The sequence below is a fragment of the Leptospiraceae bacterium genome (assembly GCA_024233835.1).
GTDB lineage: Bacteria > Spirochaetota > Leptospiria > Leptospirales > Leptospiraceae > JACKPC01.
This window is the reverse complement of sequence record JACKPC010000001.1, coordinates 1,255,082-1,267,699: the sequence shown is the minus strand read 5'-3', so window position 1 is coordinate 1,267,699 and position 12,618 is coordinate 1,255,082. Positions and strand designations below refer to the sequence as shown.

Annotated in this window: 10 protein-coding genes; 6 read left to right on the top strand and 4 right to left on the bottom strand. The window is 36.4% G+C overall.

The genetic code is table 11. From position 1 onward, the window contains the following. The first annotated feature begins 157 nt into the window (after positions 1–157). Positions 158–2,323, top strand: a complete 2,166-nt coding sequence (locus H7A25_05845; protein ID MCP5499404.1) for a putative Ig domain-containing protein — start codon at positions 158–160, stop codon at positions 2,321–2,323. 16 nt (positions 2,324–2,339) lie between these two features. Then, the gene (locus H7A25_05840; protein MCP5499403.1) at positions 2,340–3,083 is read left to right on the top strand and encodes a carboxypeptidase regulatory-like domain-containing protein; all 744 of its coding nucleotides are present in this window, start codon (positions 2,340–2,342) and stop codon (positions 3,081–3,083) included. A 164-nt stretch (positions 3,084–3,247) separates the two neighbouring features. On the opposite strand, the gene H7A25_05835 is transcribed toward H7A25_05840, so the two are convergent. Genes H7A25_05835 through H7A25_05825 form a run of 3 tightly spaced genes read right to left on the bottom strand, consistent with a single transcriptional unit; the run spans position 3,248 to position 7,441 of the window. Continuing rightward, positions 3,248–4,525, bottom strand: coding sequence for a peptidoglycan DD-metalloendopeptidase family protein (locus H7A25_05835; protein ID MCP5499402.1), 1,278 nt, complete (start codon positions 4,523–4,525; stop codon positions 3,248–3,250). Positions 4,526–4,548: 23 nt separating this feature from the next. Beyond that, positions 4,549–6,135: a hybrid sensor histidine kinase/response regulator gene (locus H7A25_05830; protein ID MCP5499401.1), complete on the bottom strand. Its 1,587-nt coding sequence runs from the start codon at positions 6,133–6,135 to the stop codon at positions 4,549–4,551. Then, the gene (locus H7A25_05825; GenBank protein ID MCP5499400.1) at positions 6,128–7,441 is read right to left on the bottom strand and encodes a cyclic nucleotide-binding domain-containing protein; all 1,314 of its coding nucleotides are present in this window, start codon (positions 7,439–7,441) and stop codon (positions 6,128–6,130) included. Before H7A25_05825 ends, H7A25_05830 begins: the two co-directional genes overlap by 8 nt. Positions 7,442–7,870: 429 nt before the next feature. Between H7A25_05825 and H7A25_05820 the strand changes: the two genes are divergently transcribed. Further along, complete coding sequence (locus H7A25_05820; protein ID MCP5499399.1) at positions 7,871–8,308, top strand: hypothetical protein; 438 nt, start codon at positions 7,871–7,873, stop codon at positions 8,306–8,308. Between the two features lie 77 nt (positions 8,309–8,385). Then, the gene (locus H7A25_05815; protein MCP5499398.1) at positions 8,386–9,189 is read left to right on the top strand and encodes a hypothetical protein; all 804 of its coding nucleotides are present in this window, start codon (positions 8,386–8,388) and stop codon (positions 9,187–9,189) included. Here H7A25_05815 and H7A25_05810 read toward each other — a convergent pair. Then, positions 9,186–10,670, bottom strand: a complete 1,485-nt coding sequence (locus H7A25_05810) for an amidophosphoribosyltransferase (protein MCP5499397.1) — start codon at positions 10,668–10,670, stop codon at positions 9,186–9,188. The two genes, H7A25_05815 and H7A25_05810, sit on opposite strands and share 4 nt — an antisense overlap. Positions 10,671–10,700: 30 nt before the next feature. Between H7A25_05810 and H7A25_05805 the strand changes: the two genes are divergently transcribed. Together H7A25_05805 and H7A25_05800 are read left to right on the top strand one after the other, a co-directional pair. After that, the gene (locus tag H7A25_05805) at positions 10,701–11,990 is read left to right on the top strand and encodes an HRDC domain-containing protein (protein ID MCP5499396.1); all 1,290 of its coding nucleotides are present in this window, start codon (positions 10,701–10,703) and stop codon (positions 11,988–11,990) included. Further along, positions 11,944–12,591: a CoA pyrophosphatase gene (locus H7A25_05800; protein ID MCP5499395.1), complete on the top strand. Its 648-nt coding sequence runs from the start codon at positions 11,944–11,946 to the stop codon at positions 12,589–12,591. The genes H7A25_05805 and H7A25_05800 overlap by 47 nt, the downstream gene beginning before the upstream one ends. The last annotated feature ends 27 nt before the right edge of the window (positions 12,592–12,618 follow it).

Below are 12,618 nucleotides of genomic sequence, written 5' to 3'. Positions count from 1 at the left end.
GTTTACAATAGTTTTCAGACATTTTAAATCAAATATGACAATGCTATTCTTCTATAATTTTTTATTTTTCTTCCTTCTCATCGCATCAACCTTTCTTTGTTGTGACAAGCCTGCAAGATCTGATAAATCCATCTCCCGAGCTTTATTTATTTCCGGGATGCAACAAGAACTTGAAAGTCCTTTAAAATGCTCTGCAAATAAATATCTTTTAAAAGGGACAATTAAAGATAAGGCCGGAAATCCCATACAAAACCTGACTTTAACCACTACTTCTTCGAGCGGAATCGCCTTATCAAAAAAATCAATCAATACAGATTCTGAGGGGAATTATTCTCTCATTATTTGCGAAGGAGAAAATACAATTACCGTGGTCGACTCACAGGGAAATTTCTACGGCACTGCAAAATTTATTCTGGATGAGAACGGAAATGTAGTTATTCAAATAAGTCCGGCAAATGAAAATGAAACCTTTAGCATTTCTGTAGATTCCGTTGTTTTGCTCGAAAGTCCGGGTAAACCTGAGTTAGTCGGGCTTGACCTTGCGGCCAAACGTATTACTTCTTTTCTGCTTAATTCACCCATTCGACTGGCTACTATCTCGGATTATACAATCACATTGTATGTCAGCACTTCCCGTGATATTACGTCCCTCAGTCCCATTTTTACCTACGACGGGAAAATGGTGAGTGTAAATGGCATAGAACAAATAAGTGGATATACAAAGCAAAACTTTTCAAACCAAATCATTTATGATGTAACCGCAAGGAATGGAACGAAAGTTAGCTACACAGTAAATGTTGTGAAAGTTACTCCTCTCAGCAGTTTAACTTATTCTGAAAATCCGGCAAGATACGGAGTGGATGTAAGTATTACAAATAATGTCCCTACAGTAACAGGAACGGTCAGTTCTTACTCTGTAAGTCCGGCTTTGCCCGCAGGACTCAGCATAAATTCATCAAATGGTATTATTTCCGGAACCCCGACTATCCTTCAGGCAAGCAGCAACTATACAATAACTGCGGTGAATCCTATCGATAGCATTTCCTATAACCTGAGCATAGAAATAAAGGAACCCAGTGCTTCGGATATGGTAGGTACAAGTGCAGGTCAGGTTTTGTTCTATGACGTGGTGAATGATTTAAGTGGAAATGCTTACGTAGTTGGCACTACTTTCGGTAGTATTAACGGCCAGATAATCAATGGTAGTGGAGATGCACTGCTGTCAAAATATGACAACAATGGAAAGCATATTTGGACAAGACTGATTGGAGTATTCGGTAAATCAACTCAAGGGAATTCATTAAGCATTTGTAATTCAGGAAATATATATATATCAGGTTCCAGCACAGGCGGATTATCCGGCCAGGCTTTAAATGGTATTGAAGATGTATTTATCGCAAAATACGATTCTAATGGAAATCTAATATGGTTGAGACAGAGAGGAGGAAGCGGAGTAACCATCCAGCCCTCCGAGAGTACAATTTGTGACTCTTCTGAGAATATTTATATTACTTCCCGCACAAATGGAGCTTTTGATTCTCAGACTTTTAATGGCTCAACCGATGCCTTTATTATAAAATATGATTTGAATGGAAACTGGCAGTGGACAAGATTATTAGCGGAAACAACTGCAAAATCTACATTCGGTAAAGATCTGGAAATTGATGCTTCCGGAAATATTTATCTTATAGGAGTAACTCAAGCAGTACTCGCTTCAGGAACAGCTCCTGCAAATACTAAAGCTAATATAACTAATAGAGATCTTTTTATTGCAAAATATCAGTCAGATGGAACCTTTAATTGGGCCAGACAGACCGAAGGTCCGGTCATAGGAACGGATATAATGACTATGCAGGTTCAGATAGATAAACTCAATAATAAACTTTATCTCGGTGGCTATGCAAGTGGAACTTTTAATGGACAGAGCTTGACTGGTCTTAATGATGCTTTTGTAAGCGAGTATGATGCAAATGGGAACCATGTCTGGACAAAACTTTATGGCCTGGGCTCTAAATCAGTATTCACATACAATCTGAAATTATATAACTCTAAACTTTATCTTATTGGCTCTACCGATGCTCCATTAAACGGAAGCACAGTAACGGGAACACTGGATGGTTTTATAATGACTCTTTCGAATACGGGTATTCTTGAAACTGTAAAATTGTTTGGTTATCCGGGAGGAAGTAATTCTTTTTTAAGTCTGAGTTTTTATCCTCCAAACCAGATGTTCATTGTTGGTTATACTAATACAATTTTTGACGGTATCTCTCCGCTAGGAACCAATAATAACGGACTCTTTTTTAAATATATTCCCAGATAGGGCCCCGGAGGCATAATTGAAATTAAAATTTATTCTTTTTATCATATTTAGTATATTATATAGTTGTAATATATTACATCATCCGAAACAGGATAAAACCTTTTCGAGGATTCTTTTTCTTACGCAAATTCTCGAAAACACAAATCGCTGCCAGGGGGAAACGTATCAACTTAAGGGTAAAATCAGGGATAGAAACGGTAATGGATTAAGTAATGCAAAAGTTACAATTACCTCAAGTACGGGAATTGCCCTGTCTATACGTATGAACAAGCCGCGTACGGAAACCGATAATAGTGGTGAATTTTCTCTGACTGTATGCGAAGGTAGCACGGATGTGAGTATATCGTCTGAGGGAAACGAATATGGAAAAGTTACGATAAACCTTGATAGTTTCGGGAATATTACAATTGATGATACTCTCTCGAATGTCGACTTACTCATTACCTCCATAAGCAATTCTAAGGGAGAGCAAATCCCGATTAATGGTTTTTTACCTCGACCTAAGAATATAATAACTTTTTTATTTACTTCTCCTGCTGCAATCGGAAGCATTAATTTTACAAATATCACACTTACCGTGCCAGGCGGTACAGATAAAACCAGGTTGATTGCACACTATAGCATAAGTGGTGTAAAAATTATGGTTAACGGTATTTTACAACAAAATGGAATCACGGTAAACGATTTTACAAAACCTGTTTTATATACAGTTTACTCAGATGATGGAAATACCAAGACTTATACGGTAAATGTGGAATAGAATTATAGGAAGTATGCTTTTTTTAGATTACCAGTCTCTACATTTAGATAACAGACATAGCTAAGTAATTCATTTCTTTGCTATTAAAAAAGTTGCTTGCTTTGGATATGCTGTAACTACTCAGCTATCGGCCAGCAAGCTTTGTTCGTTTATAATTTCTTTATTTAAAAACCGGGTAAGTAATTCACCGGGTTAAAGTGCTTTTTCCCCAGTCCATCTCTGACTTCAAAATGTAAATGTGGCCCTGTAGATTTCCCGGTATTCCCAACCTTCCCGATTAACTCTCCCTGTTTTACCTTTTCTCCTTCTTTTTTAATAAGAACACTCTGGTGGGCATAATAAGTAACAAGACCGTTCTCATGTTGAATTGCTATGAAGTTTCCATAATTCCCCCAGCGTTTGCTTACAATGACCTTTCCATTTCCGGCAGCATAAATAGGGGTTCCTACCCTTGCAAAAGCATACATGTCCAGACCATTATGAAAACCATTCTTTCCAAAAATTTTTCTTGGTCCGTAAGAACTGGAAATATTGAAATCTCCCTTTTTAAGAGGCAGTGAAAAGGTGGTTTTTTTTTCCTCTTTCTCTTCCTTCTCTTCTTTTGTGGGTTCCGGTTTTTTCTCTTCGGTTTTATTCTTTAAATACCCGGCAAAAACCCAGCCATCCTGCCCTCCTTTCTCGGCTCTAACTTTAACCCAGTAGGACTGTATTCCTTCCAGAGTTTCTTTACGATGATTTATTTTCTCAATCTTAACAGCCGTATTCTCTTTGAGCTTTCCTTTTTTATCACTGAAAGTAGTGGGAAACTCGTATAAATCCAATTCACTCAATCGAATATACTTGGTCTCACCTTCTTTAGGATTATAGTCTGTATCTTTTTTTTCCTCAACAGTTTCTTCCTTTTTTAAAGAGAGATAACCGGAAAATACCCAGGCTTTATCGGTTCCTTTTTGCACGTAGGCCCATTTGGCGGAAATTCCTCCGATTAATTCATCCTTCTCGGAAAATTGTAGAACCTGAACAACATCTCCCCTGTTCAGAGCAAATAATATAGCTCCATTCAAAGAAGGTTTAGAACGTGCATTTAAAACAGAAACAGTAACAAAATACTCGGGAGCACGAAATAGAGCCCTATGTATCATTCCCTTAATTTTAGGCTTTTTATTTTGTAAAAAAGCTTCGGGAATAAAACCTTCTTTTCCATTAGATAGTTTTACCTTGGCCCAATATTGTTCCTGCTTATTTGTAGGTGCGAAGTTTTCCTCTATGTACAATACTTCAATTTTATCTCCGGGATACACCCTATCGATTGTATCCTCATTCGAGGAGTATGCAAATCCTTTTAGTACATACTCCCGGTTAACATAGCGACTATCTTTCGCATCCAGAAATTGAGTAAAAAAGGAAAATATAATAGTAATAAAAATAATTCGAAAACGCATTTGAATCTCCTAAGGAATAATATCTAAATAAAAGATATTATTCTATCAATAAGTTTTTTATTATTTTCTGAATTTTTAAAAAAGAGAAAAATATTTTCCTTTTGTTCTGATAATTCAAATTTCTCATACGTATTTAAATGAAGTAGTTCCGAGAACTTCGTATCCAGAATTAGTTCATTAAGGAGAATAAAATCGGGCTCAATCGAATAGAACATTTTTTCTGCCCATTCTATTTCTTCGGATTCTATAACAAAAAAACCCTTCTCGATTAATTGCTTTTTTAAATTTTGTCTCTTAAGTTTATCCTCGCAAATCAAAAGACAAGATATTTCGGAATTCAGAAGTTCTACATAAAATGTAGTTCCGGAACCCGGTTCCGATTCAAGGCTTATCTTGCCGTTATGGGCTAAAAGAATATCATGACAAAGGGGCAAGCCCAGACCGCTACCTTTTTCCTGCATAGTTCCAAAAGTTGTTGTTTTGATATCTGTTCTAAAAAGATTTGGTATTAATTCTTTGCTGATGCCCATACCGGAATCTTGAAATATAAGGCGTTTATAAATTCCTTTATTTTGAGAGGATATGGAAATAATACCATTTGCTTCAGAAAATTTAATGGCATTGGAAAGTAAATTATTTACAACTTCACTCAGAAGTTGAAAGTCTCCAAATACAAGAGTAATGCGAGCAAGATTATTTATAAGTATCAGTTTTTTTTCTTGAGCCAGCCTCCGGAAAGAATCGAAATTTTGCTCCACGATTTCATAAAGGTTTACTTTTTCATAATATAGTTTTATTTTACCGGATTTCAATCGATTCAGATCTAAAAGTTGGTTTATCATTCGAATTGAGTTAGATATATTCTTGCTAATGTTTACTAAAAAAACCTTAAGCTCCTCTTCATCAATATCCTCATATTCATCAATTATCATATTTATGAGACTATAGATACTGGCTAATGGAGAGCGTAAATCATGTGAGATGAGGGAGATAAACTTATCTTTTAATTGGTTTGCTTTTTCTGCTCGTTCTTTTGCTTCCTGTAGTTCCTTTGTTCGTTCTACAATTCTCTCTTCAAGATTCTCCTTTGCTTTTTCTAAGTCCTTAATTCTCTGATAACTTCGTATCGCGGTTAAAACAGCACTATAAAGCCTGGTACTACTTAACTCTGATTTTAATTCATAACCATCGATGTCATAATTATGAACTACATTTTTCTCGGGGGCAAAGCCCGGTTGTCCGGTTCTTAACAAAATCCGAACCCTATAATTTTTTAATGACTCACGTATAACTTGGACTAATTCCAATCCATCCTGCTTGCTTTGCATAACCACATCGAGAAGAATAACAGCAATGTCGTCCTCCAATTCTAATATATGCAGAGCTTCTTCTTTTGAGTAAGCATGTAAAAATATAAGATTTCTATCATACACTTCAAAACCTTCTAAAGCATATTCTGTAACCTTATGAAGGTCCTTCTCATCATCAACAATGAGAATTTTCCATTCTTCCTGTTTCTTTCTTTTCGACGGAATTTCTTCTTCAGTAAAAAGAAGAGAGTCAGACATTTCATTTTTGGCTTGATTTTTTTTAAATAAGGGTTCACTCATCGCTCTCTTTCCCTTCTTCCATTAAAGGAATTCGTATTACAAAGGCAAGCCCTTTTCCACTCAGACTTTCACAATATATTTCCCCTTTTAATTTCTGTTTCACAAGGTTATAAATAATGTAAAGACCGAGCCCTGTCCCCATTACCTTATCTGTGGTATAGAAGGGTTCAAAAATTTTTTTACAATTTTCAACACTTATTCCCCTTCCATCATCTTCATAGTTTATGAGAATATTCGAATTATCTCTTTTTATTTTAATCCAAATTATACCCTGATCTCTTTCTTTAAATCCATGATTAATAGAGTTGGTTATCAGATTAGTGAATACTTGCGCAAAAACGCCGGGGTAACTATTTATATAGAGCTTTTTTTCCAATTCATAAATAAACCTGATATCCTTTCCCTTAAAAAAAGGTTTTATACTTCGAGTAATATCTTCAAGATATTCATCTAAAGAAAAAACACGTTTTTTCTCCGAAGTTCTATCTATAGAAACCTGTTTAAAACTTTGAACCAATTCAGCAGTTCTATGTAAATTTTCTGCAATTATAGAAGAAATCTCATATATCGATTCAAGATACTTTTCAAAATCTTTTCGCGACATATTACCTGATTCATAAGTTTCTGCAAATTGTTTTGTTTTTTCTTTTAGTCCGGTTGAAGCAGTATAACCTATTCCAATAGGAGTATTGATCTCATGAGCAACACTTGCGACAAGTGCACCCAGAGAAGCCATTTTTTCAGATTCTACAAGTTTGTCTTGAGCCTCTTTTAAATCAGAAAGCGTTTTTTGTAATTCAAGGTTTTTCTCATGAAGATGATTATTTTTCTCTCTCAACTCTTCCGCTTGAATAAAAATTTGTTTTTCTCTTTCTTTTAATATATTTTCCGTATCTCTCCATCTTGATAAAAGGGTCAGCAAAAGTCCCTTCCAGGCTGTAGAGCTTTTTTGTAAAAGTTCGAAAAAAGGTTCCGATTGAATCTGGATTACCACTGAATTAACGAGTGCTCTGGCACCGGCCATCCTCGGAGCTTTATCAAATAGCGACATTTCTCCGATAACCTCTCCGGTTTTCCGTCTGGCAAGAATAATTTCATCTCCGGCGGAAGCTTTAAAAATTTCTATTTCACCCCGCTTGATTATAAATGCCGAATCTCCCTCACTCCCTTCTGAAAATAAGATTTCATCTTTCTTTATCAAACACTCAGGACACATTTCCAGAAGCTTGTTTAAATCGGACTCTTCAAGCTCCGAAAATAAAGAAAGATTTTTTAAAAAATGCAGTTCCTTTTTCGAGTCAGACATAATTACGGTAGACGGGTTTTGAAGTCTTTCGTCAAGGTTATTTCTCTAACTTCTTTTTTCCGGTATCAGAAAAAAACAGGAAGAATAGGAAGTTTTAGAGGGCTCCATTTTTTTAAGACATAATAATATATTATAGTCTTCGTATATTTAAAATAGGTGATGTATTTAAAATACGAGAACCGTATCATATAAAAAATCTAATTAATCTCGCCGAGACATATATAGCTTCAGATAACCTGAAACGAGCTGTTGAGATATTAGGCTATTTGAAACAATTAGATACGGAATTGAAGTTTGAGTTCGGTTCGGAATCAGAAAAAACAAATCCGGCGGCATTCTTTAAATCATAAAAAAAAATCTTTTTTCTTATTGATATGTCTAAAAATAAAAGCTAAAATGTCTAAGTAGTAAGCCTTTTCGGGTAAGGGTATGATGACACAAATAGAATTAGAAAGGCCAAACCTCTCAAAAAAAATTGATATAGGAAAATACCTCGTAAGCCTCTGGAGACACTCTTCGAGTATTGAAGGAGTCTATAGATACGCAGGTAGAAAGTTTTTGGAAGAAATGTTGGATGAGTTATTTGAAGAAGATGGCTTATTTGAAGATTTTACTGAGCAAAAAAAACGTATTAAAGAAGAACTTCAACAATACTATTACAGACCCCTGCCTCTGAAAGAAATTTCTTCCTTTGTGCAGGATAATCCGGAATATGCCAGTATGTTTTATGATGATGCCTGTAGTTTTGCAAATTCCAATGTAAAAATAACTCACCGGGAAAAAAGATTTCTGGATAACCTTTCCAGGGAGCTTCGTATGCTGGATCTGGAAAAGCGAATCATTAATCGAAAATATTTTATACACTAAAACAATCCTTTTTATCGGACATCTAAAATTATTTTTGCTACAATAGTTTTTTTAGCTGTCCGATATACTAAAAAGATATGAATCCTATAATTTCATCTCCAGGTTCTGAATACGTTTGTCCGAGCTGTGGTAGGAAATCAAGACTACCTCAGGATATTCCCAAACACGGAATTTTTAAAGTTGCATGCTTTTACTGTAAACATATCTCGGAAGTAAAATTTGAAACCAGAGACGAGGAAGATCTGGAGCAACAGGAAGCAATGGATCTCATGCAACCTGAAGAAGAAAGAGATTCCCTGGATCCTCTTGCCGAAATGGGGGACCCTTTTGAAGAGAAAAAGCAGGAAATTTCCAGAAATCCTCTTCCACTAGAGTCAGATGTTGAAGAATTGGAACCTGATTTATATCATGAGATCCCGGAGTTTGAACCGGATCTAAATATAACAGCTAAAGACAGGGACGATTTCGAAAATCCAATTGATAATCCTGTATCTCTTGAAGAAGATTTCGAACCTGAACCAGAGAATTTTGAACCTATTCGAGAAAAAGAAAATCATACTGAAAATTCTTCCTTTTTCCTTTCCGGCTCAGAAGATGATTATAATATTATGGATAAAAATGCTTCTGAAGTCGAAGCACTTCAAACTGACAAAGAAAATAGTTTTGAAAAAGAACCTGAACCGGTATCAGAAAAGAAAGTAGAGGAAAAGAACCTCCAGGAACTTCCGGAACCTTCCATGCAATTAATTCCTTATAAGAAAAAAGAGTTCTCAAATAAGATTGTTGGAAAAATAGCTCATGCTCTGGATATAAATAAAATTTCTGTGGAAGGCAACCAGTACGTACCTATTGTAGAAAAAGTCGTAAGGAAAGTCCCTTAAGAACGGGACTCTTCTTCGATTTCAAAATCTTTAAAAAGGCTTTTCTGGTTGGAATAACCATCTGCATTAAATTCAATGGGATAATTACCGGTAAAACAGGCATCACAATAACCCGCTTTATTTCCTTCTGCTACTGCTTTATGCATATTTTCCACGCTTAAATAAGCCAGGGAATCCACCCGAAGATATTTACGTATTTCTTCAAGGGTATGAGTGGCAGCAATCAGTTCTTTATGAGTGGGGATATCAATTCCATAGTAACAGGGAGAAACAGTGGGGGGAGAGGAAATGCGCATGTGGATTTCTTTTGCGCCCGCTGTTCGAAGCATTTTCACGATCTTCCGGCTGGTAGTCCCTCTCATAATAGAATCATCTACTATGATAATCCGTTTGTCTTTTACAACTTCCCGAACTGCATTATATTTAATTTTGGCACCAAAATCACGAATTTTCTGATCCGGTTCAATAAACGTCCTTCCTATATAGTGAGAACGAATTAAAGCAGACCCATACGGAATCCCGGAAGCTTCCGAGTAACCCAGAGCAGCAATATTGGCAGAATCCGGCACCGGAACTACAACATCCGCGTCTACCGGCAGTTCTTCAGCAAGGTAGCGGCCTAAATTCTTACGAATTTTATAAACAGAAGCTCCAAAAATATAGGAATCGGGTCTTGAAAAATAGATATACTCAAAAATACAGAGGCTTTCTCTGGTTTTGGGAAATGGAAAATAAGATTTGATTCCGAATCTATCAACAACGATCATTTCACCGGGTAGGACATCCCGAATATAGCTTGTATCGGTAATATCAAAGGCACAGGTTTCTGAAGCAAATACAATCGAACCATCTTTTTTCTTTCCCATGACCAGAGGACGAAACCCGTTGGGATCTCGAATGGCTATCAGGCTGTCCACAGTCAGAACGAGGAGAGAATAAGCACCCTTTATAATATTCAAGGCCTCTGCGAGAGCAACCAAGAGCTTATTAGAAGAAGATTTAGCCATCAGATGGACCAATACTTCCGAGTCTATAGTTGTCTGAAAAATTGAACCTTTTTGTTCCAGGCTATGCCGAACATCATAAGAATTAACCAGGTTCCCATTATGGGCAAAGGCAATAGAACCCAGTCTCGACTCAACTCGCATAGGCTGTGCATTTCGTAAAAAGCTTGCACCAGTAGTTGAGTATCGATTATGTCCTATAGCAGCTTTTCCGGGAAGTTCTTTCAGTTTGGACTGAGAAAAAACGGAGTTGACGAGTCCCATGTTAGCATAACGGTAAAGATGAATTCCGTCGGTAGATACGATTCCACTTGACTCCTGACCGCGGTGCTGCATAGAGTAAAGACCGAGATATGTAAAGTTGGATGCTTCGTTGCTGTTAAAAATTCCAAAAATTGCGCATTCTTCTCTCGGTTTATCCTCTCCTGAGTTTGGAACTGGATTAGAGAAAGTAGAGCAATTACTCTTGCATTTCATAATTGGATATGTTTTTTTAGGCTATAAATCATGCAAATCAAATCTAAATACCTTCTTATCAATAACAAGAAAAGCCTTGAACTGGCCCTTGTTAGTTTAAAGTCTGCGAAATCGCTTTCAGTAGATACGGAATCTTCAGGTTATTTTACCTATTTTTCCCGTGTCTGTCTGATTCAAATTAACGCATCCGGTCAAAATTTTATTTTTGATCCCCTTTCCAATATAGATTTGGGTCCACTTGGAGAGGTTTTTTCAGATGATAAAATTCTAAAAATTTTTCATTCTGCTCCGGATGATATTAAAGTTCTGAAACGAGATTTCTCTTTTCAATTTAAGAACATTGCGGATACCATGTATTCTTCAAAGCTTCTGGGCTTAGAACACAATTCTTTGCATTTCCTGGTACAGAATTACCATGGTATTGAACTTTCTAAAACCCAGCAAAAATCTAACTGGGAATACAGGCCTCTGCAGGAAAAACAACTGGTCTATGCTGCCCTTGATACGGTGTATCTTGAATCTATCTGGGAAAAAATGCGGGAAGCCCTGGAAAAAGAAAACCTTCTGGAAGAAGCTTATTCAGAATTCGAAAGAATGACGGTAGAAGAATACAGCTTAAGAGAAGACAACCAGGAAGTTCAACTTCATCGTTTTCCTGAAATTCAGAAATATAGTCCGGAAGAAAGACGGCTCATTCTGAATATTCTGCAATTTCGAGAAGAAAAAGCAAAACGGATGAATAAGGCCTCTTTCCGGGTAATGAATAATGAGTATATTGTGAAAATTGTTCAAAAAAAACCAACCGAAGAAGAACTCATTGAAAAACTCGGGAAGAAAGATGGAAAAGCTCTTTTTGAAGAAATACAGAATCCGAAAGGAGAACTCATCGAAACAATTTCTATTCCCAGGGTAAATGCCGATTTAAATCCGGAGGAAGAAGTTATTTTTCAGAGGTTGAAAAAATGGAGGGATAAGGTAATGAAACACAGAAATATAGACCATTCTATGCTTCTTTCGAATAAAAATCTTATTTCTGTTTTACAAAAAAATCCGCAGAATATTCAGGAACTCGAAAATATGAACCTGATGTCAGACTGGAAATTAAAAAACTACGGCCCTATGCTTTTAAAAGCCCTGAAAAATGAACCCTATGAATACCTTCTAAAAAAAATGACTGTTATCAAGGGAAAGAAAAAGAAGAAAACAAAAGGACATTTTCTTCAGAAAAAAAAAGGATCCGGAGAGACAAATCAGAAGGAAAAAAGTGGAACAGATGAAACCCCAAATGGCAAACCTGAGGAAACTGAAAGCACTTCTTGAAATAGATAGGGGGCTTGAACCCCCTCCTTCGGGATACGGAAAGCTTCATTCTTCAGCTGTCATCATGGCTCTTACCGAATTAGAAGATGGAGACATCGGAGTAATTCTGACCAAAAGAACCGAGCATTTAAAAAGCCATCCGGGCCAAATCTCTTTTCCCGGCGGAAAGGTGGATAAAGAAGATATAAATTTTACTCATACAGCCCTTAGGGAGTGGGTAGAAGAAACCGGTGAAAAAGCGGAGAACCTTGAAGTTTTGGGAAAATATAAAGATATTATTACTCGAACGGGCTACCATATCACACCTATAGTAGCTATTTATCACGGCGAAGGCTCCTTCAATCCCTGTCCGAGGGAAGTTGATTTTATTTTTACTTTAAAATATTCTGATTTTTTAAACTATCCATTTTATTCTATTGAGGGAAGAGAAGCTTACGAAAAGCATATATACTATTTGGATCATCCGCGAGGAATTCTATGGGGAGCAACCGCTTATATGTTGGTTAACTTTTTTCGAGAATACTTTGGCTTTGACAGAAAACCAATTATAGCAGAACCCAATCTGAATGTACCTCCGTTTTTTGATCCCAAAAAACTTTGAAATTAAAATTACTATAAGCCAGGAATA

Excerpts from the sequence above, each read along its gene's own strand:
- H7A25_05845 (MCP5499404.1), top strand. The coding sequence starts at position 158 with ATGCAACAAGAACTTGAAAGTCCTTTAAAATGCTCTGCAAATAAATAT.
- H7A25_05835 (MCP5499402.1), bottom strand. The coding sequence starts at position 4,525 with ATGCGTTTTCGAATTATTTTTATTACTATTATATTTTCCTTTTTTACT.
- H7A25_05830 (MCP5499401.1), bottom strand. The coding sequence starts at position 6,135 with ATGAGTGAACCCTTATTTAAAAAAAATCAAGCCAAAAATGAAATGTCT.
- H7A25_05825 (MCP5499400.1), bottom strand. The coding sequence starts at position 7,441 with ATGTCTGACTCGAAAAAGGAACTGCATTTTTTAAAAAATCTTTCTTTA.
- H7A25_05820 (MCP5499399.1), top strand. The coding sequence starts at position 7,871 with ATGATGACACAAATAGAATTAGAAAGGCCAAACCTCTCAAAAAAAATT.
- H7A25_05815 (MCP5499398.1), top strand. The coding sequence starts at position 8,386 with ATGAATCCTATAATTTCATCTCCAGGTTCTGAATACGTTTGTCCGAGC.
- H7A25_05810 (MCP5499397.1), bottom strand. The coding sequence starts at position 10,670 with ATGAAATGCAAGAGTAATTGCTCTACTTTCTCTAATCCAGTTCCAAAC.
- H7A25_05805 (MCP5499396.1), top strand. The coding sequence starts at position 10,701 with ATGCAAATCAAATCTAAATACCTTCTTATCAATAACAAGAAAAGCCTT.
- H7A25_05800 (MCP5499395.1), top strand. The coding sequence starts at position 11,944 with ATGAAACCCCAAATGGCAAACCTGAGGAAACTGAAAGCACTTCTTGAA.